The organism is Streptomyces sp. NPDC088812 (genome assembly GCF_044750285.1).
Classification (GTDB): Bacteria; Actinomycetota; Actinomycetes; order Streptomycetales; family Streptomycetaceae; genus Streptomyces.
On the sequence record NZ_JBIVJP010000005.1, the window covers coordinates 145,674 to 171,843 of the forward strand.

21 protein-coding genes are annotated in these 26,170 nt (G+C 71.4%); 11 read left to right on the forward strand and 10 right to left on the reverse strand.

The window, feature by feature from the left end; genetic code table 11:
• Positions 1-168: 168 nt before the first annotated feature.
• Entirely contained in the window at positions 169-957 is a 789-nt protein-coding gene (locus ACIP67_RS10955) for a ferritin-like domain-containing protein (protein WP_401690601.1), read from the forward strand.
• 193 nt (positions 958-1,150) lie between these two features.
• Here ACIP67_RS10955 and corA read toward each other — a convergent pair whose 3' ends face one another.
• Positions 1,151-2,146 (reverse strand): magnesium/cobalt transporter CorA, encoded by a 996-nt coding sequence (gene corA, locus ACIP67_RS10960; protein WP_401690603.1) that lies wholly within the window; start codon positions 2,144-2,146, stop codon positions 1,151-1,153.
• 83 nt (positions 2,147-2,229) lie between these two features.
• Between corA and ACIP67_RS10965 the strand changes: the two genes are divergently transcribed.
• From ACIP67_RS10965 to mshC, 4 genes are all read left to right on the forward strand, one after another.
• Positions 2,230-2,916, forward strand: coding sequence for a histidine phosphatase family protein (locus ACIP67_RS10965; protein ID WP_401690605.1), 687 nt, complete (start codon positions 2,230-2,232; stop codon positions 2,914-2,916).
• Between the two features lie 87 nt (positions 2,917-3,003).
• The gene (locus tag ACIP67_RS10970) at positions 3,004-3,594 is read left to right on the forward strand and encodes a DUF3090 domain-containing protein (protein ID WP_385066945.1); all 591 of its coding nucleotides are present in this window, start codon (positions 3,004-3,006) and stop codon (positions 3,592-3,594) included.
• Entirely contained in the window at positions 3,558-4,391 is an 834-nt protein-coding gene (locus ACIP67_RS10975) for an SCO1664 family protein (protein ID WP_401690607.1), read from the forward strand. Before ACIP67_RS10970 ends, ACIP67_RS10975 begins: the two co-directional genes overlap by 37 nt.
• Before the next feature lie 232 nt (positions 4,392-4,623).
• Positions 4,624-5,853 carry a cysteine--1-D-myo-inosityl 2-amino-2-deoxy-alpha-D-glucopyranoside ligase gene (gene mshC / locus ACIP67_RS10980; RefSeq protein WP_401690609.1) on the forward strand — a complete coding sequence of 410 codons (1,230 nt, stop codon included), beginning with the start codon at positions 4,624-4,626 and terminating at the stop codon, positions 5,851-5,853.
• A gap of 79 nt (positions 5,854-5,932) precedes the next feature.
• Here mshC and ACIP67_RS10985 read toward each other — a convergent pair whose 3' ends face one another.
• From ACIP67_RS10985 to ACIP67_RS11010, 6 genes are all read right to left on the reverse strand, one after another.
• A complete protein-coding gene (locus tag ACIP67_RS10985) occupies positions 5,933-6,868 on the reverse strand; it encodes a PAC2 family protein (RefSeq protein WP_385066954.1) in 936 nt (311 codons plus the stop codon).
• A 142-nt stretch (positions 6,869-7,010) separates the two neighbouring features.
• The gene (locus ACIP67_RS10990) at positions 7,011-7,682 is read right to left on the reverse strand and encodes a FadR/GntR family transcriptional regulator (RefSeq protein ID WP_401690612.1); all 672 of its coding nucleotides are present in this window, start codon (positions 7,680-7,682) and stop codon (positions 7,011-7,013) included.
• 231 nt (positions 7,683-7,913) lie between these two features.
• The gene (locus ACIP67_RS10995) at positions 7,914-9,530 is read right to left on the reverse strand and encodes an FAD-dependent oxidoreductase (RefSeq protein ID WP_401690613.1); all 1,617 of its coding nucleotides are present in this window, start codon (positions 9,528-9,530) and stop codon (positions 7,914-7,916) included.
• A 54-nt stretch (positions 9,531-9,584) separates the two neighbouring features.
• Positions 9,585-11,123, reverse strand: a complete 1,539-nt coding sequence (glpK, locus tag ACIP67_RS11000) for a glycerol kinase GlpK (RefSeq protein WP_401690615.1) — start codon at positions 11,121-11,123, stop codon at positions 9,585-9,587.
• Positions 11,124-11,201: 78 nt separating this feature from the next.
• Positions 11,202-11,996, reverse strand: coding sequence for an MIP/aquaporin family protein (locus tag ACIP67_RS11005; RefSeq protein ID WP_401690617.1), 795 nt, complete (start codon positions 11,994-11,996; stop codon positions 11,202-11,204).
• Positions 11,997-12,623: 627 nt separating this feature from the next.
• Positions 12,624-13,388 (reverse strand): IclR family transcriptional regulator, encoded by a 765-nt coding sequence (locus ACIP67_RS11010; RefSeq protein ID WP_401690619.1) that lies wholly within the window; start codon positions 13,386-13,388, stop codon positions 12,624-12,626.
• Between the two features lie 300 nt (positions 13,389-13,688).
• On the opposite strand from ACIP67_RS11010, the gene metH reads away from it, so the two are divergent.
• The 3 genes from metH (at position 13,689) to ACIP67_RS11025 (ending at position 20,164) form a co-directional block, all read left to right on the forward strand.
• Entirely contained in the window at positions 13,689-17,204 is a 3,516-nt protein-coding gene (metH, locus tag ACIP67_RS11015) for a methionine synthase (protein WP_401690621.1), read from the forward strand.
• A 188-nt stretch (positions 17,205-17,392) separates the two neighbouring features.
• Complete coding sequence (locus tag ACIP67_RS11020) at positions 17,393-18,112, forward strand: HAD family hydrolase (protein WP_401690623.1); 720 nt, start codon at positions 17,393-17,395, stop codon at positions 18,110-18,112.
• A 444-nt stretch (positions 18,113-18,556) separates the two neighbouring features.
• On the forward strand, positions 18,557-20,164 hold the full coding sequence (locus ACIP67_RS11025; RefSeq protein WP_401690625.1) for an ABC transporter substrate-binding protein: 1,608 nt from the start codon (positions 18,557-18,559) through the stop codon (positions 20,162-20,164).
• Between the two features lie 66 nt (positions 20,165-20,230).
• Here the strand turns inward: ACIP67_RS11025 and ACIP67_RS11030 are convergent, their stop codons facing one another.
• Both ACIP67_RS11030 and ACIP67_RS11035 read right to left on the reverse strand, forming a co-directional pair.
• Entirely contained in the window at positions 20,231-20,902 is a 672-nt protein-coding gene (locus tag ACIP67_RS11030; RefSeq protein WP_401690627.1) for a response regulator, read from the reverse strand.
• A gap of 256 nt (positions 20,903-21,158) precedes the next feature.
• Positions 21,159-22,124 (reverse strand): RecB family exonuclease, encoded by a 966-nt coding sequence (locus ACIP67_RS11035; protein ID WP_401690629.1) that lies wholly within the window; start codon positions 22,122-22,124, stop codon positions 21,159-21,161.
• 330 nt (positions 22,125-22,454) lie between these two features.
• Here ACIP67_RS11035 and ACIP67_RS11040 point away from each other — a divergent pair, with 330 nt between their 5' ends.
• The 3 genes from ACIP67_RS11040 (at position 22,455) to ACIP67_RS11050 (ending at position 25,630) form a co-directional block, all read left to right on the forward strand.
• Positions 22,455-23,903, forward strand: coding sequence for a site-2 protease family protein (locus ACIP67_RS11040; protein ID WP_401690631.1), 1,449 nt, complete (start codon positions 22,455-22,457; stop codon positions 23,901-23,903).
• A gap of 58 nt (positions 23,904-23,961) precedes the next feature.
• Positions 23,962-24,864, forward strand: coding sequence for a tRNA (adenine-N1)-methyltransferase (locus ACIP67_RS11045; protein WP_401690633.1), 903 nt, complete (start codon positions 23,962-23,964; stop codon positions 24,862-24,864).
• 190 nt (positions 24,865-25,054) lie between these two features.
• Entirely contained in the window at positions 25,055-25,630 is a 576-nt protein-coding gene (locus ACIP67_RS11050) for a hypothetical protein (RefSeq protein ID WP_401690635.1), read from the forward strand.
• 58 nt (positions 25,631-25,688) lie between these two features.
• On the opposite strand, the gene ACIP67_RS11055 is transcribed toward ACIP67_RS11050, so the two are convergent.
• A complete protein-coding gene (locus tag ACIP67_RS11055; RefSeq protein ID WP_401690636.1) occupies positions 25,689-25,994 on the reverse strand; it encodes a ferredoxin in 306 nt (101 codons plus the stop codon).
• Between the last annotated feature and the right edge of the window lie 176 nt (positions 25,995-26,170).

Here is a 26,170-nt window from a genome sequence, read left to right on the forward strand (position 1 = left end):
CACGCCATCGGGGTGACCGCGGTGGTCCTCCGTTCGGCGCAGTCGTGCGACACCCCTGTTGCACCCCGCCCCGCGCCGCATTTGACTCGTTCTTCGCGGAACCCGCGAAATCCTGCGGAACCCTGCGGAACCCTGCGGAACACCCGGGATGCGGAGAGGTGCCCCACGATGCTTTCGGCCAAGAGTCTGTTCCAGGAGATCCTCGACCACGACGAGTCCTTCCGGCTGTTCTGCTCCATCGCCGCCGGCGGGGAGGCCCAGGGCGGCTGGGAGAACGCCCGGATCGCGGTGCTCGTCCCGCAGAGCGAACGCGCACTCGCCCCCAAGATCGCCCGGCACGGCGCCGACGAGGACAAACACGGCCGGATCTTCGCCGCCCTGCTGACGAGGCGCGGCCTCGACCCCGTCCCCGTCCCGCCCGAGACCGACTACACCATGCTCCTGGAGCGCAGGGGCATCGGTCTCGCCCACGACCGGCTCAAGGCCGACCGGCCGCTGACCGTGCAGGACATCGTCACCTACCTCGCCCACAGCAGGGTCACCGAGCAACGCGCCTCCGAACAGATGGCGCTGCTGCGCAGACATTTCGCCGACCACCCCGACATCGGCCGCGCGGTGAAGATGATCTCCGACGACGAGGACGACCACCTCGCCTACTGCCACGAGGAACTGCTGCGCTTCGCGCGTGCCGGACACGGCCGGGCCATTCAGCGGACGCTGCGCGAGAGCGCCCTCGCCGAGATCCGCGTCCACCGCGACGTCAGCCTCGCCGTCATGGCCTGTATGGGCCGCATCCTCGGCTGGTCCCGGCCCCGGGCGGCCTTCCTCGCGGCCGGCATCCACGCCGTGCACGCCTGGGAGCGGTTCGCCGGCTGGCGGCGCATGGTGTCCCTGACGATGCCCGAACGCCGCGACGCCCTCGGCGGACCGGAGACCCCCGCCCCCGAGTTCGTCTGAGCCGGAACATGGCGGCCAGTCGGCCAGTCGGCCAGTCGGCCAGTCGGCCAGTCGGCCAGTCGGCGAATCGACGAGTCGGCCAGTCGGTCAGTCGGCGAATCGACGAGTCGGCCGGCCGGACCAGCCGTAACCGGCCGGACCAGCCGTAACCGGCCGGACCAGCCGCGGCCGGCCCCCCGCGCGCGGGAACCCGCTACATCCACCCCCTGTGCTTGAACAGCCGGTACAGCAGCACCTCCAGGGCCGCCATGACCGCGATCACCGCCGGATACGACCACACCCAGCGCAGCTCCGGCATGTGCTCGAAGTTCATGCCGTAGATCCCCGCGAGCATCGTCGGGATCGCGGCCATGGCCGCCCACGCCGAGATCTTCCGCATGTCGTCGTTCTGCCGGACGCTCATCTGCGCCAGGTGCGCCGACAGGATGTCCGACACCAGCCGGTCCAGGCCCTCAACGGACTCGTTGACGCGCGCGAGGTGGTCGCCGACGTCCCGGAAGAACGGCCGCGCCTTGTCGTTGACGAACGGCAGTGCCGCGCCGACCGACCCCGGGTCCGCGAGCCGGGTCAGGGGCGGTGCCAGCGGGACGGTCGACCGGCGGAACTCCAGGACCTGCCGCTTGAAGCCGTAGATCCGGGACGCGGTGTGCCGCGAGCCGCCGCCGTCCGGGGAGAACACCTCCGCCTCCAGCTCCTCCAGATCGGTCTGGAGCTCGGTCGCCACGTCCAGGTAGTGGTCGACGGTCGCGTCGGCGATCGCGTACAGCACCGAGGTGGGGCCCTTGGCGAGCAGCTCGGGCTCCCTCTCCAGCCGCCGCCGCACCACCCCCAGCGCAGACCCCTCGCCGTGCCGGACGGTCACCACGAAGGAGTCGCCGAGGAAGACCATGACCTCACCGGAGGAGACGGTGTCGCTGCGCGGCTCGTACACCACCGGCTTCAGCACCAGGAACAGCGAGTCGTCGTACACCTCCAGCTTGGGCCGCTGGTGGGCCTTGAGGGCGTCCTCCACGGCCAGCGGGTGCAGGGCGAACTCGCGCGTGACGTGGTCGAACTCCTTCTCGGTGGGCTCGTGCAGCCCGATCCAGACGAAGCCGCCCCCGGCACGCGCCTCGTCGAGCGCGTCGGAGAAGTCCTGCGGGCCCTCGGTGCGGTGCCCGTCCCGGTAGATGGCGCAGTCGACGATCACGGAGTGCGTTCCCCTTTCGGCCGTTCACCTGTGCACCAGGACGTATCACCGGTACCCCGGGCCCTACGCCTACCCTGGGCGGCATGCCCACGCTGATCCTCGTCCGGCACGGACGGTCCACCGCCAACACCTCCGCAGTGCTCGCCGGCCGGACACCCGGCGTCGCCCTCGACGAGCGGGGCGCCGCCCAGGCCGCCGCGCTGCCCGGACGGCTGGCGGAGCTGCCGATCGCCGAGGTCGTCACGAGCCCCCTGCAACGCTGCCGGGAGACCCTCCGGCCCCTGCTGGACGCCCGCCCCGGACTGCCCGTGCACACCGACGATCGCATCGGCGAGTGCGACTACGGCGACTGGTCGGGACGCAAGCTCGCCGAGCTGAACGACGAGCCGCTGATGGAGGTCGTCCAGACGCACCCCTCCGCGGCCGCCTTCCCCGGCGGCGAGTCCATGCGGGCCATGCAGACCCGCGCCGCCGAGGCGGTGCGCGAGTGGAACGCGCGCGTGGAGCGCGACCACGGCGCCGACGCCGTCTACCTCATGTGCTCGCACGGCGACATCATCAAGTCGCTCGTGGCGGACGCGCTCGGGCTGCATCTCGACCTCTTCCAGCGGCTCTCCGTCGAACCGTGTTCCATCACCGCGATCCGTTACACCCGTCTGCGACCCTTTCTGGTGCGCCTCGGGGACACCGGCGACTTCGCCTCGCTCGTCCCGCGCCAGGAGCCCCCGGCCCAGGAGGCGACGGTCGGGGGCGGTGCGGGCGCACCGTGATCGTCGCCCGCAGTAGGGTGAAGCGGTCCGCATACGCACGTTCACGCATGGACGTTCACGTACCCACGATTCCCAGGGAGACAGGACGTGTCCCGTCAGGTGTTCCTCTACGACCCCCCGGACCGCTTCGTGGCCGGTACGGTCGGACTGCCCGGGCGCCGTACCTTCTTCCTCCAGGCCACCGCCGGCTCCCGAGTGACCAGTGTGGCCCTGGAGAAGACCCAGGTCGCCGCGCTCGCCGAGCGCATGGACGAACTGCTGGACGAAGTCGTACGCCGTAGCGGCGGGAGCGCCGCCGTGCCCGCGATGGCGCCCGCCGAGATCACCGACACCGGCCCCCTCGACACACCGATCGAGGAGGAGTTCCGGGTCGGCACCATGGCCCTCGCCTGGGACGGCGAGGAACAGCGCATGATCGTCGAGGCGCAGGCCCTCGTGGAGCTCGACGCCGACTCCGAGGAGGACCTCGCCGAGGCCGAGGAGCGGTTGCTCCAGGACGAGGAGAACGGGCCCCCGATGCTGCGGGTCCGGCTCACCGGCGCCCAGGCGAGAGCCTTCGCCAAGAGAGCCCTCGACGTCGTCAACGCCGGCCGGCCGCCGTGCCCGCTGTGCAGCCTGCCGCTCGACCCGGAAGGACACGTATGTCCGCGCCAGAACGGATACCGCCGCGGGGCGTGACGACCGCCGACCCCGCGGACGCGGAACTGCTCGCCCACGGCGGGCTGACCGTGCGCGGACGCATCCGTGACGCCTCCAACGCCGCCCTCTACTGCACGGTCGCCCACGACGGCCGGGAGGCCGCCTGCGTCTACAAGCCGGTCGCCGGCGAGCGGCCCCTGTGGGACTTCCCCGACGGCACGCTCGCCCAGCGGGAGGTCGCCGCGTACGCCGTGTCCGAGGCGACCGGCTGGGGGCTCGTACCGCCCACCGTGCTGCGCGACGGGCCCTACGGCGAGGGCATGTGCCAGCTGTGGATCGAGGCGTCCCCGGAGGACGGACTGCTCGCCCTGGTCGACGAGGAGGAGCCCGGACCCGGCTGGAAGGCGATCGGCTTCGCCGAGGTCGGCGACGACCGGACCGCGCTGCTGGTGCACGCCGACGACGAGCGGCTGCGACGCCTCGCCGTCCTGGACGCGGTCCTCAACAACGCCGACCGCAAGGGCGGCCACCTGCTCACCACCGCCGACGGGCGGCTGTACGGCATCGACCACGGCGTCACCTTCCACGCCGACGACAAGCTGCGCACCCTCCTGTGGGGCTGGGCGGGCGAGCCCCTCACCGAGGAGGCCGTCGAGGTGCTCGGGGGCCTCGCCGGCGCCCTGGAGCCGGGCGGCACCCTGGCGGCCGGCCTGTCCGCACTCCTCACCGGCGCCGAGGTCGACGCGACGCGCGCGCGGATCACCGCGCTGCTGGAGTCCGGCCGGCACCCCGAGCCCGGCGGCGAGTGGCCGGCGATCCCCTGGCCGCCCGTCTGACCCGGTCCCGCGGCCCCGGGGGTGATCCGTGACACGTACCGCGCGGCCACGGGGGTGAGCCGTGACACATGCCCCAGGACCGCCCAGCACATCACCGGCGCACACGAAAGAGCGCGTTCCCGGGCGCCCCAGGACTCCCAGCACATGGCCCGCGCAGACGCAAGAGCGCCTTCTCGGCCGTCCGGACCGCTCCGGTTCGTACCCGGAACTTCCGGCCGGTTACGCTCATGACATGCATGCCTGGCCCGCTTCCGAGGTCCCCGCCCTGCCTGGTCAGGGCCGCGACCTGAGGATCCACGACACCGCGACCGGCGGACCGGTCACCCTCGACCCCGGTCCCGTCGCCCGTATCTACGTCTGCGGCATCACGCCGTACGACGCGACCCACATGGGTCACGCGGCGACCTACAACGCGTTCGACCTCGTTCAGCGCGTGTGGCTGGACACCAAGCGGCAGGTGCACTACGTCCAGAACGTCACCGACGTCGACGACCCGCTCCTCGAACGGGCCGAGCGGGACGGCGTCGACTGGGTCGCCCTCGCCGAGCGGGAGACCGCCCTGTTCCGCGAGGACATGACCGCCCTGCGGATGCTCCCGCCGCGGCACTACATAGGAGCCGTCGAGGCCATACCCGGCATCGTGCCGCTCGTGGAGCGCCTGCGCGACGCCGGTGCCGCCTACGAACTCGACGGCGACGTCTACTTCTCCGTGGAGTCCGACCCGAACTTCGGCACGGTCTCCCGCCTGGACGCCGCCGCGATGCGGCTGCTCTCCGCCGAGCGGGGCGGCGACCCCGACCGGCCCGGCAAGAAGAACCCGCTCGACCCGATGCTCTGGACGGCGGCCCGCGAGGGCGAGCCCAGCTGGGACGGCGGCTCGCTCGGCCGCGGGCGCCCCGGCTGGCACATCGAGTGCGTCGCCATCGCCCTGGACCACCTCGGCATGGGCTTCGACGTCCAGGGCGGCGGCTCCGACCTCGCCTTCCCGCACCACGAGATGGGCGCCTCCCACGCCCAGGTCCTCACCGGCGAGTTCCCCATGGCCAAGGCGTACGTCCACGCCGGCATGGTCGCCCTGGACGGCGAGAAGATGTCCAAGTCCAAGGGCAACCTCGTCTTCGTCTCCCGGCTGCGGCGCGAGGGCGTCGACCCCGCGGCGATCCGGCTCACCCTCCTCGCCCACCACTACCGCAGCGACTGGGAGTGGACCGACCAGGTGCTCCAGGACGCCGTGGACCGGCTCGGACGCTGGCGCGCGGCCGTCTCCCGGCCCGACGGCCCGCCCGCCGACGCCCTGGTCGAGGAGATCCGCGAAGCCCTCGCCGACGACCTCGACGCCCCGGCCGCGCTGGCCGCCGTCGACCGCTGGGCCGCGCTCCAGCAGGAGCGGGGCGGCACGGACACCGCGGCCCCCGGCGTGGTCTCCCGCGCGGTGGACGCACTGCTGGGCGTGGCGCTCTAGCAGCAGCGGCCGCAAGGAAAAGGGGCGGTGCGCCTTCCGGCGCACCGCCCCCTTCCAGTCCTGCCCTTCGCCGGTCCTGCTAGTCCTCGGACGATTCGTCGTCGTCGGAGGACTCCCCGCTCGGCTTCGGCGGCTTCGGCGGCCGGGTCCGCTCGCCCGGGGCGGGCGGACCGCCGCCGTCCCGGCGCCGCAGATACCGCTCGAACTCCCGGGCGATCGCCTCACCCGACGCCTCCGGCAGCTCCGCGGTGTCCCGGGCCTCCTCCAGCGTCTGGACGTACTCGGCGACCTCGCTGTCCTCGGCGGCCAGCTGGTCCACGCCCACCTGCCACGCGCGCGCGTCCTCGGGCAGCTCGCCCAGCGGGATGCGCACGTCGATCAGGTCCTCCAGGCGGTTGAGGAGCGCCAGCGTCGCCTTGGGGTTGGGCGGCTGCGAGACGTAGTGCGGTACGGCCGCCCAGAGGCTGACCGCGGGCACCCCCGCGTGCGTGCACGCCTCCTGGAGGACACCGACGATGCCCGTGGGGCCCTCGTACTTGGTCTCCTCCAGGTCCATCCGGCGCGCCAGGTCCGCGTCGGACGTGGTCCCGCTGATCGGCACCGGACGCGTGTGCGGGGTGTCGCCGAGCAGGGCGCCCAGGATGACCACCAGCTCCACGCCCAGTTCGTGGGCGAAGCCGAGCAGTTCGTTGCAGAACGAGCGCCAGCGCATGGACGGTTCGATGCCGCGCACCAGCACCAGGTCGCGCGGTTTCTCGCCGCCGACCCGCACCACCGACAACCTTGTCGTCGGCCATGTGATCTTGCGGACGCCGGCCTCCATGAACACCGTGGGACGGTTCACCTGGAAGTCGTAGTAGTCCTCGGCGTCCAGCGCCGCGAAGACCTCGCCCTTCCACTCCCTCTCGAGATGCGCGACCGCGGTGGAAGCGGCGTCGCCGGCATCGTTCCAGCCCTCGAACGCGGCCACCATGACCGGGTCGATCAGCTCGGGAACCCCCTCGAGCTCGATCACCCAGTGCCTCCTTCCGACGTGCCCTCGCCTGACCACCCAACCTTACGGCGTCCCGCGGGGGCGCCCGCAGCCCCCTTGCACGGGGGAGTGAACGGATCACTGCCCCGTTCCCCACCCCCGAACACCCGCCTGCCGAAGCCGCTCACAGGCTTGACCTCAGCCACTGCTCCACGCTCGCGATGTGCACCGTCGCCCACGACCGCGCCGCCTCCGCGTCCCGGTCGCGCAGCGCGGCGAGGATCGCCCGGTGCTCGTGCAGGGTGCGGGCGATCGCGTCCTCCTGCGTCAGCCCGCGCCAGATCCGGGCCCGGGTGGTGGGCCCCGACAGACCGTCGAGCAGCGAACACAGCACCGAGTTGCCCGCGCCCCGCACGATGCCCCGGTGGAACTCCAGGTCGCAGGCGACGAGTTCCTCCACCGACGGCCGGGCGCCGAGCCGGTCCAACTGCGCGCCCAGAGCGTCGAGTTCCTCCTCGTCGATGCGCAGCGCCGCCATCGCCGTCGCGGCCGGCTCCAGGATGCGGCGCACGGCCAGGAACTCCAGGACCGTGTCGTCGCGGTGGAAGTCGACGACGAAGCTCAGTGCCTCCAGCAGCAGTTGCGGGTCGAGGCTGGTCACGTACGTGCCGTCGCCCTGCCGTACGTCCAGGATCCGGATCAGTGACAGCGCCCGGACCGCCTCCCGCAGGGAGTTGCGGGACAGGCCCAGTTCGGCGGCGAGCTCGCTCTCCCTGGGCAGCCGGTCCCCGGGGCGCAGCGCACCGGTGACGATCATGCCTTTGATCTTCTCGATCGCCTCGTCGGTGACTGCCATGACCGGCCTCCCTGTCATTCATCGCCCAGACATCGGATGTCTAGGCGTCATTATGGGGGCTGACCAGGCGACTGCCTCCGGTGCTGCGATCACCGACGGCGGGGAGCGGGGACCGTCCCGCTCGTGGTGCCGGCCCCGGTGGGGAGACCGGTCCTCGGTGCCGGCCCCGGTGTGCGGAGGCCGGTCCTCGGTGCCGGCCCCGGTCGGGAGGGCGGGCCGGCACCGAAGTCCTCACTTCTTGTCGAGCAGATCCTGGACCCCGGCGCGGACCTCGTCCGTGGCCAGGCCGCGGATCGTCAGCGTCGTCCGGCGGCGCAGCACGTCGTCCGCGGTCTCGGCCCACTCGTGGTCCCGGGCGTACACGACCTGCGCCCAGATCTCCGGGGCGTCGGGGTGGACGCGCTCGCCCAGCTCCGGGTTCTCGTTGGCCAGGCGGGCGATGTCGAAGGCCAGCGAGCCGTAGTGCGTGGCCAGGTGCCGGGCGGTGTCGGCGGCCATGCGCGGTCCGGGCGCGGGGCGGTCCACCAGCAGGCGGTGCGCGACCGCGCGCGGGTTGGCGACACCCGGCAGCGGCAGCTTCTTCGGCAGGGAGGAGATCGGCTCGAAGTCGTCACCGAGCGGGTGGCCCGGCAGCGCCTCCAGCTTCTGCATGACCGTCCGGCCGATGTGCCGGAAGGTCGTCCACTTGCCGCCCGCGACCGACAGCATCCCGCCCCTGCCCTCGGTCACCACGGTCTCGCGCTTGGCCTTCGCCGTGGCGCCCGGCCCGCCCGGCAGCACCCGCAGGCCCGCGAAGGCGTACGTGATCAGGTCGCGGTCGAGCTGCTGGTCGCGGATGGAGAACGCGGCCTCGTCCAGGATCTGGGCCACGTCCTTGTCGTCGACCGCGACGTCCGCCGGATCGCCCTCGAACTCCTCGTCCGTGGTGCCCAGCAGCAGCATGTCCTCCCAGGGCAGGGCGAACGTGATGCGGTACTTGTCGATCGGGGTCGCGAGCGCGGCCTTCCACGGCGACGTCCGCTTCAGGACCAGGTGCGCGCCCTTCGACAGGCGGATCGACGGGGCCGCGTCCGGGTCCTCCAGCCGGCGCAGGTGGTCGACCCACGGGCCGGTCGCGTTGAGCACGAGACGGGCGTTCACCCCGAACTCGTCACCGGACAGACGGTCCTTCAGGTCCGCGCCCGTCACCCGGCCCCTGGTGAAGCGCAGGCCGGTGACCTCGGCGTGGTTGAGCACGACCGCGCCCGCCTCGACGGCCGCGCGGACCGTCATCAGCGCCATACGGGCGTCGTTCATCTGGTCGTCGCCGTAGACGGCCACGGCCTTGAGGTTCTCGGTGCGCAGCTCCGGCACGTCCTGCTGCGCCTTGGCGGGGGAGAGCAGGTGCCCCACGCCGTCGCCGAACGCCGACAGCGCGGAGTAGGCGAAGACGCCCGCCCCGAGCTTCGCCGCGCCGTGCGGCCCGCCCTTGTACACGGGGAGGTAGAACGTGAGCGGGTTCGCCAGGTGGGGGGCCACCTGGCGGGAGACCGCACGGCGCTCGAAGTGGTTCTCCGCCACCAGCTTCACCGCGCCGGTCTGGAGGTAGCGCAGACCGCCGTGGAGCAGCTTGGAGGAGGCGGAGGAGGTGGCGCCGGCGAAGTCGCCGGCGTCGACCAGCGCCACCCTGAGGCCGGACTGCGCGGCGTGCCAGGCGGTGGAGATGCCCAGGATGCCGCCGCCGATCACGAGGAGGTCGTACGACGCCTTGGCGAGCTGCTCCCGGGTCTCGGCTCGGCTCGGGTTCGAGCCGGAGGCCGGGTGCGTCCCCAGGGCAGGCACGGACTGCAGGGTGGACTGACTGGTCATATCGGGTTCTTACTCCTCATCAGAGCGTTCGCCTGAGCCTTCGGCGGGCTCTCGTCAGCTCTCGTCCTCGAGCCAGCCCATGGTCCGCTCGACGGCCTTGAGCCAGCTCTTGTACTCACGGTCGCGGGTCTCCGCGTCCATGCGGGGGGTCCACTCGGCGGCCCGGCGCCAGTTGGCGCGCAGGTCGTCGGTGCTGGTCCAGAAGCCGACGGCGAGACCGGCGGCGTAGGCGGCGCCGAGACAGGTGGTCTCGGCGACCATCGGGCGCACCACGGGCGCGTCCAGGAAGTCCGAGAGGGTCTGCATCAGCAGGTTGTTGGAGGTCATGCCGCCGTCGACCTTGAGGGCCGCGAGCTCGACGCCGGAGTCCTTCGTCATGGCGTCGGTGATCTCCCGGGTCTGCCAGGCGGTGGCCTCCAGGACGGCGCGCGCGAGGTGCGCCTTGGTGACGTACCGGGTGAGGCCGGCGATCACACCGCGGGCGTCGGAGCGCCAGTAGGGGGCGAACAGGCCGGAGAAGGCCGGCACGAAGTAGGCGCCGCCGTTGTCCTCGACGGAGAGCGCGAGCGTCTCGATCTCGGCGGCGGTGGAGATCAGGCCCATCTGGTCGCGCATCCACTGCACCAGCGAGCCGGTGACCGCGATGGAGCCCTCGAGGGCGTAGACCGGCTTCTCGTCGCCGATGCGGTAGCCGACGGTGGTGAGCAGACCGTTGTAGGAGTTGACCGGCTTGCTGCCGGTGTTCATCAGCAGGAACGTGCCGGTGCCGTACGTCGACTTGGCCTCGCCCTCGGCGAAGCAGGTCTGGCCGAACAGGGCGGCCTGCTGGTCGCCGAGCGCGGACGCGACGGGGACGCCGCCCAGGAGGTCACCGAGCCGGCCGCCCTTGACCTCGCCGTACACCTCGGCGGAGGAGCGGATCTCCGGCAGCATCGCCAGGGGCACGCCGATGGACTCGGCGATCTTGGCGTCCCACTCCATGGTGTGCAGGTTCATCAGCAGGGTGCGGGAGGCGTTGGTGACGTCGGTGACGTGCCGGCCGCCGTCGACGCCGCCGGTCAGGTTCCAGATGACCCAGCTGTCCATGGTGCCGAAGAGGATGTCGCCGGCCTCGGCGCGCTCGCGCAGGCCCTCGACGTTGTCCAGCAGCCAGCGGGCCTTCGGGCCGGCGAAGTAGGAGGCGAGGGGCAGGCCGGTCTCGCGGCGGAAGCGGTCCTGGCCGACGTTGCGGCCGAGTTCCTTGCACAGGGCGTCGGTGCGGGTGTCCTGCCAGACGATGGCGTGGTGGACGGGCTCACCGGTGCGGCGGTCCCACAGCAGGGTGGTCTCGCGCTGGTTGGTGATGCCGATGGCCTTGATGTCGTCGCGGGTGATGCCCGCCTTGGCGATGGCCCCGGCGACGACCTCCTGGACGTTGGTCCAGATCTCGTTCGCGTCGTGCTCCACCCAGCCCGGCTTGGGGAAGATCTGCTCGTGCTCCTTCTGGTCGACGGAGACGATCCGGCCGTCGCGGTCGAAGACGATGCAGCGGGAGGAGGTGGTGCCCTGGTCGATGGCGGCGATGAACGGGCCGGCGGTGTGGGCGTCGGTCACAGTGTGCTCCTGAAGGTTCCGTGGGGTGGGGGCGGTGCGTACGGCGCGTGCCCGCCGTGCGGCGGCGGCCGGATGTCCCTAGGCGAACGCGAGGTTGTAGATTCCCGCGGCGATCGCCCCGCCGGCCAGCGGGCCGACGACCGGGATCCAGGCGTAGCCCCAGTCGGAGCCGCCCTTGTTCGGCAGGGGGAGCAGGGCGTGCACGATGCGCGGGCCGAGGTCACGGGCCGGGTTGATCGCGTAGCCGGTCGGGCCGCCCAGGGACAGACCGATGGACACCACCACGAGCGCGGTGATCAGGGCACCCAGCGGGCCGAGGCCGTTGCCGTCGTCGTTGAGGCCCTGGGTGAGGACGGCGAGCACCAGCACCACGGTGCCGATGATCTCCGTGGCGAGGTTCTGCACCGCGTTGCGGATCTCGGGGCCGGTGGAGAAAACGCCGAGCACCGGGCCCGCGCCCTTCTCCTGTGCCTCGACGGCCTTGGCCGCCGTGGCCTGCGCGCCCGGCCCGCCGACGATCTCCCGGTCGGTGAGGTGCGCGTGGAACTGGCCGTAGTAGGCGACCCACACCAGGGCCGCGCCGATCATGGCGCCGAGCAGCTGACCGGCCCAGTAGACCGGGACGTCGCTCCAGTCGCCGTCCTTGATCGCGATGCCGAGGGTGACCGCGGGGTTCAGGTGGGCGCCGGAGAGCGGTGCCGAGGTGTAGACCGCGGTGAGGACGGCGAAACCCCACCCGAAGGCGATGGCGAGCCAGCCGGCGTTGCGGGCCTTGGAGGCCTTCAGGGTCACGGCGGCGCAGACGCCACCGCCGAGCAGGATGAGTATGGCGGTACCGATGGTCTCGCCGATGAAGATGTCGGAGCTGGACACCCGCGACTCCTTTGTCCTTCGTCCAGGGAAGCCGAACCCCGGGTCCCTCCGGGGTTTCCGGTGCCCTCGAGATGAGAGCGATGCCGGCCCTTGGCGTTGTCACACTCTAGCGCGTATTGCCGGTAGCTGTTCGACAATGCCGACCGATGGACGGGAGTCTTGTCCTGGCGTGACGGGTGAGTCAAGAGTTCTGTTATCCAAAACGGGATCGTTATTGATCGGACTCGGCTATCGGTGGGGGACCGGTGCACGGCCGGCTCTCATGTGCCCGAGCTCGGGGCCGCCTCGGCCCGCTGCCGCGCCCGAGCCTGGATGCCGCCTCGGCCCGCTGCTGTGCCCGAGCCTGGATGCCGCCTCGGCCCGCTGCTGTGCCCGAGCCTGGATGCCGCCTCGGCCCGCTGCCGCGCCCGGACTCGTGCCCGCTGCCGTGCCTGGACTCGTGCCCGCGCGTGTGCCCGTTGCCGCGCCCGGACTGTCCCGCGCCCGCCGCCGAGCCCTTGCCCCGGCCGCCAGCCCGCCGTCACGCCCCCCGGGCATGACGAAAGCCGGGACGACCTCCGTCGTCCCGGTCCGCTCACCTGTGTGAACCGGCGGCCGCCGATCCGCCCCGCGGCGGCGGCCCGCCGCTCAGAACCGTGCCGCGCCCAGATCCCGCGACACCGCGCGGGCGCAGTCGCGCACCGCCGCGACCAGCTCGGGCCGCAGCTCGCCCTCCCGGCACACCCGCTCCACCGCGCCGGTGATGCCCACCGCGCCCACCGGCATCCGCCGCCGGTCGTGGATCGGCGCGGCGATGGAGGCGACCCCCTCCCAGGTCTCCTCCACGTCCGCCGCGTAGCCCCGCGCGCGCGTGATGTCGAGGAGCTGCTCGAAGTCCTCCAGCTCGCACACCGTGCGCTCGGTGAACGGCTTGCGGTCGGCCTCCAGCGCCTCGCTGTGCGCGACCGGGTCGTAGGCGGACAGCACCTTGCCCAGGGCCGTGGAGTGCAGCGGCTGCATGGCCCCGATCTCCAGGACCTGCCGGCTGTCGTCGGGCCGGAAGACGTGGTGCACGATCAGCACGCCCTGCTGGTGCAGCACCCCCAGATGGACGCTCTCGCCGCTGGAGCGGGCCAGGTCGTCCGTCCACACCAGTGCGCGCGCCCGCAGCTCGTGCACGTCGAGGTAGGTGGTGCCCAGGCGCAGCAGCTCCGCGCCCAGCTGGTAGCGCCCGGAAGCCTCGTCCTGCTCGACGAACCCCTCCTGCTGGAGGGTGCGCAGGATGCCGTGGGCGGTGCCCTTGGCCAGGCCCAGGGCCGAGGCGATGTCCGACAGACCCAGCCGTCGCTCGCCGCCCCCGAGCAGCCGCAGCATCGCGGCCGCCCGTTCGAGCGACTGGATGTTCCGTGCCATCGCCGTCCTGCCTCCGTCCTCATCGCCTGTCCACGGGCGGCATGCGCCACCGTCGTTCGGCAATGTCGAACACTACCGGTCTCTGCCGACCTCCCGCCAACGGTCGGTCGACACCTCTTCACGCCACGTGCGTCCCACGGCGGCCCGGACCGCCGTCCTGGTCCGTCCCGTGGACGCCCCGAACCATAAGCCCACGGTCCCGGATACCCTGGCGGCGTGCGCCGTCCTCGGGAAGCGTTGTCGCGCGCATTTCCGAGGTGACGCAAAGCCGACAGCCGTCGCATCCAAGGGAGCCCCTCCATGGCCTCAGTGCCGCCGACCCTTTCCGCCGACAGCCGGACCCGTGTGTCCGCGCTCCGCGAGGCCCTCGCCACCCGTGTGGTGGTGGCCGACGGAGCCATGGGCACCATGCTCCAGGCCCAGGAGCCCACCCTCGAGGACTTCGAGAACCTCGAGGGCTGCAACGAGATCCTCAACGTCACCCGGCCGGACATCGTCCGCTCCGTCCACGAGGCGTACTACGACGCCGGCGTGGACTGCGTCGAGACCAACACCTTCGGCGCCAACTTCGCGGCCATGGCCGAGTACGACATCCCCGAGCGGGTGTACGAGCTGTCCGAGGCCGGCGCCCGCATCGCCCGCGAGACCGCCGACGCCTTCGCCGGCCGCGACGGCCGCACCCGCTGGGTGCTGGGCTCGATCGGCCCGGGCACCAAGCTGCCCACCCTCGGCCACGTCGCCTACCGCACCCTGCGCGACGCCTACCAGCAGAACGCCGAGGGACTCATCGCCGGCGGCGCCGACGCGCTCATCGTCGAGACCACCCAGGACCTGCTCCAGACCAAGGCCGCCGTGCTCGGCGCCCACCGCGCCCGCGAGAGCGCCGGCCTGGACGTGCCGCTGATCGTCTCCGTCACCGTCGAGACCACCGGCACCATGCTGCTCGGCTCCGAGATCGGCGCCGCCCTGACGGCCCTGGAGCCGCTCGGCATCGACATGATCGGCATGAACTGCGCCACCGGCCCCGCCGAGATGAGCGAGCACCTGCGCTACCTGGCCCGCAACGCCCGCATCCCGCTCGCCTGCATGCCCAACGCGGGCCTGCCGGTCCTCGGCAAGGACGGCGCCAGCTACCCGCTGACCGCCCCGGAGCTGGCCGACGCCCAGGAGAACTTCGTCCGCGACTACGGCCTGTCCCTGGTCGGCGGCTGCTGCGGCACCACCCCCGAGCACCTGCGCCAGGTCGTCGAGCGCGTCCGCGGCCTCAGCCCCGTCGAGCGCAGCCCGCGCCCCGAAGCGGGCGCCGCCTCCCTCTACCAGACCGTCCCCTTCCGCCAGGACACCTCCTACCTGGCCATCGGCGAGCGCACCAACGCCAACGGCTCCAAGAAGTTCCGCGAGGCCATGCTGGAGGCCCGCTGGGACGACTGCGTGGAGATCGCCCGCGAGCAGATCCGCGAGGGCGCGCACATGCTCGACCTCTGCGTCGACTACGTCGGCCGTGACGGCGTCACCGACATGGAGGAACTCGCCGGCCGCCTCGCCACCGCCTCCACCCTGCCGATCGTGCTGGACTCCACCGAGGTCGACGTCATCGAGGCGGGCCTGGAGAAGCTCGGCGGCCGCGCCGTCATCAACTCCGTCAACTACGAGGACGGCGACGGGCCCGAGTCGCGGTTCGCCCGGGTCACCCGGCTGGCCCGGGAGCACGGCGCCGCGCTGATCGCCCTCACCATCGACGAGGAGGGCCAGGCCCGCACCCCCGAGAAGAAGGTCGAGATCGCCGAACGGCTGATCGACGACCTCACCGGGAACTGGGGCATCCGCGAGGAGGACATCCTCATCGACACCCTGACCTTCACCATCTGCACCGGTCAGGAGGAGTCCCGCAAGGACGGCATCGCCACCGTCGAGGCGATCCGCGAGCTCAAGCGCCGCCACCCCGACGTGCAGACCACCCTCGGCCTGTCGAACATCTCCTTCGGCCTCAACCCGGCCGCCCGCATCCTGCTCAACTCCGTCTTCCTCGACGAATGCGTCAAGGCCGGCCTGGACTCGGCGATCGTCCACGCCTCGAAGATCCTGCCCATCGCCCGCTTCAGCGAGGAGGAGGTCCAGACCGCCCTGGACCTGATCCACGACCGGCGCGCCGAGGGCTACGACCCGCTCCAGAAGCTCATGCAGCTCTTCGAGGGCGCCACCGCCAAGTCCCTGAAGGCCGGCAAGGCCGAGGAACTCGCCGCCCTGCCGCTGGAGGAGCGGCTCAAGCGCCGCATCATCGACGGCGAGCGAAACGGCCTGGAGGCCGACCTCGACGAGGCCCTGCTGAGCCGCCCGGCACTCGACATCGTCAACGAGACTCTCCTGGACGGCATGAAGGTCGTCGGCGAGCTCTTCGGCTCCGGCCAGATGCAGCTGCCGTTCGTCCTGCAGTCCGCCGAGGTGATGAAGGCCGCGGTCGCCCACCTCGAACCGCACATGGAGAAGTCCGACACCGAGGGCAAGGGCACCATCGTCCTGGCCACCGTCCGCGGCGACGTCCACGACATCGGCAAGAACCTCGTCGACATCATCCTGTCCAACAACGGCTACAACGTCGTCAACCTCGGCATCAAGCAGCCGGTCGCCGCGATCCTCGAAGCCGCCGAGGAACACCGCGCCGACGTCATCGGCATGTCCGGGCTCCTGGTCAAGTCCACGGTGATCATGAAGGAGAACCTGGAGGAGCTCAACCAGCGCGGCCTGGCCACCGACTACCCGGTCATCCTCGGCGGCGCCGCCCTGACCCGCGCCTACGTCGAACAGGACCTCCACGAGGTCTACGAGGGCGAGGTCCGCTACGCCCGCGACGCCTTCGAGGGACTGCGCCTGATGGACGCCCTCATCGGCGTCAAGCGCGGCGTGCCCGGCGCCAAGCTGCCGGAACTGAAGCAGCGCCGGGTCCGCCCGACCGCCGTGACCGAGGTGGAGGAGCGCCCCGAGGAGGGCCACGTCCGCTCCGACGTCGCCACCGACAACCCGGTCCCCGAGCCCCCGTTCTGGGGCACCCGCGTCATCAAGGGCATCCAGCTCAAGGAGTACGCCTCCTGGCTCGACGAGGGCGCCCTCTTCAAGGGCCAGTGGGGCCTGAAGCAGGCCCGCACCGGCGACGGACCGACGTACGAGGAACTCGCCGAGACCGAGGGCCGGCCGCGCCTGCGCGGCCTGCTGGACCGGCTCCAGACCGACAACCTCCTCGAGGCCGCCGTCGTCTACGGCTACTTCCCCTGCGTGTCCAAGGACGACGACCTGATCCTCCTGGACGAGCACGGCAACGAGCGCACCCGGTTCACCTTCCCCCGCCAGCGCCGCGGCCGCCGACTGTGCCTCGCCGACTTCTTCCGCCCGCAGGAGTCCGGCGAGACCGACGTCGTCGGCCTCCAGGTCGTCACCGTCGGCTCCCGCATCGGTGAGGAGACCGCCAAGCTCTTCGAGGCGAACTCCTACCGCGACTACCTCGAACTGCACGGACTGTCCGTGCAGCTGGCCGAGGCCCTCGCCGAGTACTGGCACGCGCGCGTGCGCTCCGAACTGGGCTTCGCCGGCGAGGACCCGGCCGACGTCCAGGACATGTTCGCCCTGAAGTACCGGGGCGCCCGCTTCTCCCTCGGCTACGGCGCCTGCCCCGACCTGGAGGACCGCGCCAAGATCGCCGAACTGCTGCGGCCCGAGCGGATCGGGGTCCGGCTGTCGGAGGAGTTCCAGCTCCACCCCGAGCAGTCCACCGACGCCATCGTCATCCACCACCCCGAGGCGAAGTACTTCAACGCACGATGACCCCCGCCGGGCCTCACCGACGATGACCCCCGCCGGGCCTCACCCACGGTGACCCCCGCGGGGCCCCACCCACGGTGAAGGCCGCCTCACCGGGCACACCGGACCGACACGCCGTACACTGGTCGGTCCACTGCAGGCCGGTTCCCCCAGCGGGAACCGGCCTGCTCGTCCCTCAAGGAGGTACGCGGATGACCAGCACGGTTCCCGCCCCAGGAACCCGTACGGCCGAGGGCTCCGCCCTCCAGGCCGTGCTCCTCGACATGGACGGCACCCTGGTGGACACCGAGGGGTTCTGGTGGGACGTCGAGGCCGAGGTCTTCGCGGGACTCGGCCACACCCTGGACGACTCCTGGCGCCACGTCGTGGTCGGCGGCCCCATGGCCCGCAGCGCGGGTTTCCTGATCGAGGCGACCGGCGCCGACATCACCCTCGACGACCTCACCGTCCTGCTCAACGAGGGGTTCGAGGAGCGCATCGGACGCGCCCTGCCGCTGATGCCGGGGGCCGCCCGACTGCTGGCCGAACTGTCCGAGCACGAGGTCCCCACGGCCCTCGTCTCCGCCTCGCACCGGCGCATCATCGACCGCGTCCTCACCTCACTGGGCGCCCAGCACTTCGCCCTCACCGTGGCCGGTGACGAGGTCGCACGCACCAAGCCGCACCCCGACCCCTATCTGTTCGCCGCCGCCGGACTCGGCGCGGACCCGGCCCGGTGCGCCGTGATCGAGGACACCGCCACCGGCGTGGCCGCGGCCGAGGCGGCGGGCTGCCACGTCGTCGCCGTGCCCTCCGTGGCCCCCATCGCCCCGGCCGCCGGACGCACCGTCGTGACCTCGCTGGAAGAGGTCGACCTGACATTCCTGCGCGATCTGATGCGCTCCGATGATCGACCGGCTGATCATCGGTGATCTCACGATGACGGAAATGCGATAGCCGTTCACCCAGCGTGCATCATCGATTGCGGCGGAAATTCGGCGCGTGTGCGCGGTGAATTCGAATCATCACCGACAGCTGAATTCCACACCTCCCACACCCCGTCGAACGTGTGACCTTCCCCACGTCGAAGGGGGTCGACACGATGCCCTCTCCGTGCTGTTCACCCCTGTTCGGGCGGAGTGGGCGTGCCCTTGTGTCCCGATTGATGGAACGCTGCACGAATCATTCCCCAGTCGGCTTTTCCGTGCGTCCGCACCCGGTTTCGCTGCGTGATGGGCATTCAACTCCGGTGGCCGCGAACCGTCCTGCAAGCGCGGACTAATCTCATCGCGAGAACATCGCCCCCACCCCGTGATCCGCTGCCACACCCCTGCATGCCGGGTACACGGACTTGACAGTTCTGGAGAAACTCGAGCATGAACCGCAAGACTTTGGTGCTGCCGGCCGTGGTCGGTCTGCTCGCGCCCGTGCTCGCCGCGTGCGGCGGGACCGACAGCGGGAGCGGCGGCGGCGACGCCATCGTCGTGGGCACCACCGACCGGTTCAGCGCCACCAAGGACGCCCCGGCGCCGCTCGACCCGGCGTACTCCTACGACGTCGGCACCTGGAACATCCTGCGCCAGACCGTGCAGACCCTGATGGTCCAGCCCAAGGGCGAGGGCGACCCCGTCCCGGAGGCCGCCGAGAGCTGCGGCTTCACCGACAGCGGCAACGAGCGCTACGCCTGCACGCTGCGCAGCGGTCTGACGTTCTCCAACGGCGACGCCGTCACCGCCGAGGACGTGAAGTTCTCCATCGACCGCGCCCGCGCCATCAAGGCGGACTCCGGCGTGTTCGCCCTGCTGTCCACCATCGACACGGTCGAGACCCAGGGCGACGACAAGGTCATCTTCCACCTCAAGACCGCCGACGCCACCTTCCCCTTCAAGCTCTCCACCCCGGTCGCCGGCATCGTCAACCCCGACGACTACGACAAGGGCAAGCTGCGCGAGGGCTTCTCCGTCGACGGCTCGGGCCCCTACACCCTCACGGCGGAGACCGAGGGCGACGAGATGACCCGGGCGGTCTTCACCAAGAACCCCAACTACAAGGGGACCTTGGACGTGAAGAACGACAAGGTCGAGATGGTCTCCTTCGAAGACGCCGACGCCATGGGCACCGCCCTCGACTCGGGCGACATCGACGTGATGACCCGCACCATGTCGCCGGAGCAGATCGACACCCTCTCCGACGCCGCCGCGGACAACGACGAGGACCTCGTCGAAGTGGCCGGCCTCGAGATCCGCTACCTCGCCTTCAACACCTCCGCCCCCGTGGTCAAGAGCAAGGCCGTCCGCCAGGCCATGGCCCAGCTCATCGACCGCAGCGAACTCGTCTCCGAGGTCTACGGCACCCAGGCCGAACCGCTGTACTCCCTGGTCCCGGCCACCGTCACCGGCCACTCCAACTCCTTCTTCAACACCTACGGCGACCCCAGCGCCGACAAGGCCAAGGAGCTGCTGGAGGATGCCGACGTCAGCACCCCGGTGAAGCTGACGCTGAACTACACGACCGACCACTACGGCACGGCCACCAAGCAGGAGTTCGAGCAGCTCCAGAAGCAGCTCAACGACAGCGGCCTCTTCGACGTCTCCATCGAGGGCGCCGCCTGGGACACCTTCATCCCCGCCGAGCGCAAGGGCGAGTACGCCGTCTACGGCATGGGCTGGTTCCCCGACTTCCCCGACGCCGACAACTTCCTCGCGCCGTTCCTCGACAAGGACAACTTCCTCAAGTCCCCGTACAGCAACAGCGAGATCACCGACACCCTCATCCCCGAGTCCCGCCGCGAGGCCGACCGCCTCTCCGCCGCCGCCAACCTGACGGCGATTCAGGACATCGTGGCCGAGGACGCCCCGATCATCCCCCTGTGGCAGGGCAAGCAGTACGTCGCCTCCCGTGACGACATCACCGGCACCGCGTACGTCCTCAACTCCTCCGCCACCCTCCAGCTGTGGGAGCTCGCCCGCGGCGTCAGCGGCTGACCCCGGCCCACACACGAAGGGCGCCCCTCCTCCCGGAGGGGCGCCCTCTGCCGTACCCGCGGGCGACTACTGCGCGCCCGGGCGCACCAGTCCGCTCTCGTACGCGTACACCGCGGCCTGCACCCGGTCACGCACCCCCAGCTTGGTCAGCACATGCCCCACATGCGTCTTCACCGTGGTCTCGCTGACGAACAGGTCGGCCGCGATCTCGGCGTTCGACAACCCCCGCGCCACCAGCTTCAGCACCTCGACCTCACGGTCGGTCAGCGTGTGCAGCGTGTCCGGCACCGGCTCGTCACCGGACGGCAGATGTGTGGCGTACTTGTCCAGCAGCCGGCGCGTGATGCTCGGCGCCAGCAACGCCTCACCGGCGGCCACCACCCGGATCGCCTGCACCAGCTCGTTGGCCGGGGCGTCCTTCAGCAGGAAGCCGCTGGCGCCCGCACGCAGCGCCTCCACCACGTACTCGTCGAGGTCGAACGTCGTCAGCACCAGCACCTTCGCCGGGCCGTCCCGACCCGGCCCCGTGATCTGCCGCGTCGCCTCCACCCCGTCCATCCGGGGCATGCGGATGTCCATCAGAACCACGTCGGGCTGCAGGGCCCGCACCTGGTCGAGGGCCTGCAGGCCGTCGCCGGCCTCGCCGACCACCGCGATGTCCTGCTCCGCCTCCAGGATCATCCGGAAGCCGGTACGCAGCAGCGGCTGGTCGTCGACCAGTAGGACGCGGATGGCCACGAGAGTCTCCTTCGCTAGGGCCTGTCGTTTGGATCACGCCGCAGACGCGGGGTCTGGCACGCACTCCCCCGGAGGGGGTGCCCCCAGCCGCGTTGTCGTCGGTTGCCGGCTCCCCCACGCTCGGCTGCGCTCGCGCGGGAGGGACCCCCATCGCGTCGACGCCCTCCTCCGCCTTGCAGCCGCACGCACCGGACCCCGCTCACCGGCGCTTACAGGGCACCGTCGGATCCCTGCGACATGATCCGAACGACAGGCCCTAGTCCGGCCCCATTCTGCCCTGCTCCACACCGCCCGACCCGGGCGCCCTCACCGGCAGCGGATACGGCGGGGGAGTACCCCCGAACTCCGGACAGTGCTCCCGGTGATCGCACCAGCCGCACAGCTTCGTCGGCCTGGGCCGCCAGTCACCCGTCTCCGTCGCCTCCCGGATCGCCTCCCACAGCGCGAGCAGCTTGCGCTCCACCCGCTCCAGGTCGGCGAGGACCGGATCGTAGGTCAGCACGTCCCCGCTGCCCAGGTACACCAGTTGCAGCCGGCGCGGGATCACCTTCTTCAGCCGCCAGACCACCAGGGCGTAGAACTTCATCTGGAACAGCGCGCCCTCGGCGTACTCCGGCCGCGGTGCCTTGCCGGTCTTGTAGTCGACGATCCGGACCTCTCCGGTGGGCGCCACGTCGACCCGGTCGATGATCCCGCGCAGCGTCAGCCCCGACTCCAGCTCCGCCTCGACGAACAGCTCCCGCTCGGCGGGCTCCAGCCGCGTCGGATCCTCCAGCGTGAACCAGCGCTCGACCAGCCGCTCCGCCTCCGCCAGCCACCCCGCCAGCCGCTCGCCCTGCGGATCGTCGGCGAACAGCTCCACCACCTCCGGCCGGGACTCGCGCAGCCGGTCCCACTGCCCGGGAACGAGGGCCTTGGCACGCGGCGCGGTCCGCTCGGCCGCCGGTGAATCGAACAAACGCTCCAGTACCGCGTGCACCAGCGTCCCCCGCGTCGCCGCCGGACTCGGCTTCTCCGGCAGCCGGTCGATCACCCGGAACCGGTACAGCAGCGGGCACTGCATGAAGTCCCCGGCCCGCGACGGCGAGAGCGAGGCGGGCGGTATGGCGACGAACGTCTTCCGGCCGCCGTCCGCCACCGCCTGCGCCGCCCCCACCCGCGGTGGAACCCGCACGACTCCGCCGTCGCCCACCCCGGCGACACCCTCGCTGCTGCTCTCCATGCCCACAGACCTTACGGCCCGCCACCGACAGTCCCCCAGCCCGCGGCCGACGGACACCGGCGACGCCCGGGAAACACGGGGGTGCCGGGACGGAACGCGTCCCGACGGCCGCATACCATCGGTAGCGAGACCCTTCCGCCCGGCAGGAGCGGGAGACGCTTCGATCGAGGGGACACCGTGGTGGAAAGCGGCGGGAGCGGGCGGCCGCGGCCGGACAGCGACGAGTCGGCCGAGCGCCCCGTGACACCTGCGCCCCGGACCACCGACCCGACCCCACCGGAGGCACCGCCCACGCGGGCCGCCTCCCCGCACACGACGGACCAGGGCACCATGGACGGGACCGAGACGGAGACGGCCGCCGGCGGCGACACCGAGACGGGGACGGCCGCCGGCGGCGACACCGAGACGGGGACGGCCGCCGGCGGCGACACCGAGACGGACACGGCCCAAGCCCGGGAAAGCAGCCCGAGCGCCACCACAGCAGCCCCCTCCGCCACCGACCCCACCTCGGCTGCCCCCACCACCCCCACAGACCGCCACCCCCACCACCCCCGGGCCCACACCACCACCCCCGCACCCGCCCTCGGCGACCGCCCCGCCAAGGGCCGCCCGCCCCAGCGACCCCCGGAGCCCCGCGGCGGCCTGCTCATGGGACGCCCCTTCGGCGTCCCCGTCTACGTCGCCCCCAGCTGGTTCCTCGTCGCCGCCCTCATCACCTGGGTCTTCGGCGGCCAGCTCGAACGCGTCCTGCCCGAACTCGGCGCCGCCCGCTACCTCGTCTCCCTCTTCTTCGCCGTCGCCTTCTACGCCTCCGTCCTCGTCCACGAACTCGCCCACACCGTCGCCGCCCTCCGCTTCAAACTCCCCGTCCGCCGCATCCAGCTCCAGTTCTTCGGCGGCGTCTCCGAGATCGAGAAGGAAGCCGAGACCCCCGGCCGCGAGTTCTGGCTCGCCTTCGTCGGCCCGCTCCTCTCCCTCGTCCTCGCCGGCCTCTTCTACCTCGCCCTCCAGCCCGTCGAACCCGGCACCGTCCCCGGCGTCCTCCTCGCCGGCCTGATGATCTCCAACCTCATCGTGGCGATCTTCAACCTTCTGCCCGGCCTCCCCCTCGACGGCGGCCGCATGCTCCGCGCCGTCGTCTGGAAGATCACCGGCAAACCCATGAGCGGCACCGTCGCCGCCGCCTGGGTAGGACGCGCCCTCGCCGTCTCCGTCCTCATCGGACTGCCCCTGCTCACCCAGTCCGGAGCCCTCGGAGAATCCGCCGAGGACAGCGTCGGCATGGACACCGTCCTCGACGCCCTGCTCGCCGCCATCCTCGCCGCCATCATCTGGACCGGCGCCGGCAACAGCCTGCGCATGGCCCGCCTGCGCGAACACCTCCCCGAACTGCGCGCCCGCACCCTCACCCGCCGAGCCGTCCCCGTCGAGTCCCGCACCCCCCTCTCCGAGGCCCTGCGCCGCGCCAACGACGCCGGAGCCCGCGCCCTGGTCGTCGTCGACGCCCACGGCGACCCCCTCGCCCTGGTCCGCGAGGCCGCCATCGTCGGCGTCCCCGAACACCGACGCCCCTGGGTCGCCGTCAGCGACCTCGCCCAGGACCTCACCGACGGCATGCGCGTGTCCGCCGAACTCGCCGGAGAAGACCTGCTGGACGCCCTGCGCGCCGCACCCGCCACCGAATACCTCGTCGTCGAGGAGACCGGCGAGATCTACGGCGTCCTCTCCGCCGCCGACGTCGAGCGCGCCTTCGTCAAGGCGATGGCCCGCCCCAGCTGAGCACCACGCTCCCCGAACCGTGGTCGGCGGCCCCCGCAAACGCCGGTAGGCTGTTCACATGTCCGAACCGACCGGTGCCGCCCGCAGGCGCGGGCCCTTCAAGGTCGGGGACCAGGTACAGCTGACCGACCCCAAGGGCCGCCACTACACGTTCACGCTCGAAGCCGGAAAGAACTTCCACACCCACAAGGGTTCCTTCCCGCACGACGAACTGATCGGTGCTCCCGAGGGCAGCGTTGTCCGCACCACCGGGAACGTCGCCTACCTCGCGCTGCGCCCCCTGCTCCCCGACTACGTCCTGTCCATGCCCCGCGGGGCAGCCGTCGTCTACCCCAAGGACGCGGGGCAGATCCTCGCCTTCGCCGACATCTTCCCCGGCGCACGCGTCGTCGAAGCCGGCGTCGGCTCCGGCTCCCTCAGCAGCTTCCTGCTGCGCGCCATCGGCGACCAGGGCATGCTGCACTCCTACGAGCGCCGCGAGGACTTCGCCGACATCGCCCGGCAGAACGTCGAACGCTACTTCGGCGGCCCGCACCCCGCCTGGCAGCTCACCGTCGGCGACCTCCAGGACAACCTGAGCGACACCGACGTCGATCGCGTCATCCTCGACATGCTCGCCCCCTGGGAATGCCTGGAAGCCGTCTCCAAGGCCCTCGTCCCCGGCGGCATCCTCTGCTGCTACGTCGCCACCACCACCCAGCTCGCCCGGACCGTCGAGTCCATCCGCGAGATCGGCTCCTTCAACGAGCCGACCGCCTGGGAGACGATGATCCGCAACTGGCACATCGAAGGCCTCGCCGTCCGCCCGGACCACCGCATGATCGGCCACACCGGCTTCCTCCTCACCGCACGCCGCCTCGCCGACGGCGTCGAACCGCCCATGCGCCGCCGCCGCCCCGCCAAGGGCGCCTACGGCGAGGACTACGCCGGCCCCAACGCCGACGGCGGCAGCGGCCGCTGACACCGCCGCGCACCACGTCAACGCACCAGCGCCGTGGCCGAGTTCCCCGAACACCCCCGGAACTCGACCACGGCGCCCTCACGTTGACACCCACCACCGGCACCCCGCCCCCCGCCGTTCCCCCGCACTGTGACGTGTGGCACGATGCTGGCCACCCCCACCGGCACAGCCCTCACAGGAGACGCTCCTAGTGCAACCCGCCGTCCCGGAACTGGCACACACCCACACCCGGCCGATCCACTGGCTCGCGACCGCCACCGCCGTGGCCGGCGTCGTCGCCCTCTCCTCGGTCCTCCAGCCCCACCCCGCGACGGCCGCCCAGCCGACCGCCCCCGACACCCCCTCCACACCCGCCACCGCCGCCGCCCCCGCCACCACCGGCGTCGACTTCCCGATCGACTGCGGCCCGGTCAAAGCCCTCGTCCAGAAACAGGCTTCCGGAGACCTCGACGGCGACGGCCGCCCCGAAACCGTCGCCGCCGTCCACTGCGACGCCCCCATGGGCACCCCACCCGACGGCGTCTACGTCCTCACCCAAGCCGCCGACGCCACCCACGCGCGCGTGGTCGCCACCCTCGTCGACCCCAAGACCCGCACCACCGTCACCAGCCTCTCCATCACCGACGGCACCGTCCTCGCCACCCTCCTCGGCTACTCCTCGGCCGACGTGCCCAGTTGCTGCCCCGACGTCAAGGACAGCGCCAAGTGGCAGTGGAAGGACAACACGTTCGTCCGCTCGACACCCTCCGGTACCCACAGCGTCTGACCCCCACCACCCCACGCTGTGAGAAACCAGACAGCCGTGACGGACCGTACGCGAACCCTCACTCCGCGTCCGGGCCGAACACCTCCACCCTGTCCGAAACCCTTCGCACATGGATGCACTCACCCGGACACTCCCGCGCCGAGTCCACCACATCCGTCAACAACGGAAGCGGCACGGGCGTCGTCGCCCCACGCTCCTGCAAAAGCTCCTCCTCGGCACCCTTCACATACGCCAGACCATCGATGTCCAGCTCGAACACCTCCGGCGCATACTGCGCACAGATGCCATCGCCGGTACAGAGATCCTGATCGATCCAGACCTCCAGCGCCTCGCCGCCGACACCGGCCTCCTGCTGCACGCCCATATCTCCTGCCGTTTACTGCCGAGCCGCCCGGGAACGATGCAGGCTCTGACGGGTGTTGAACACTTCGACCCTACCGTCGGCAGCTTTCCAATCATGTTCGGTGGGTATTCCCCTGGCGTGAGGGAGAGCGCAAGGGTGAAGATCGGACACACCCCGACAGTCTTTGTGATCTAGGG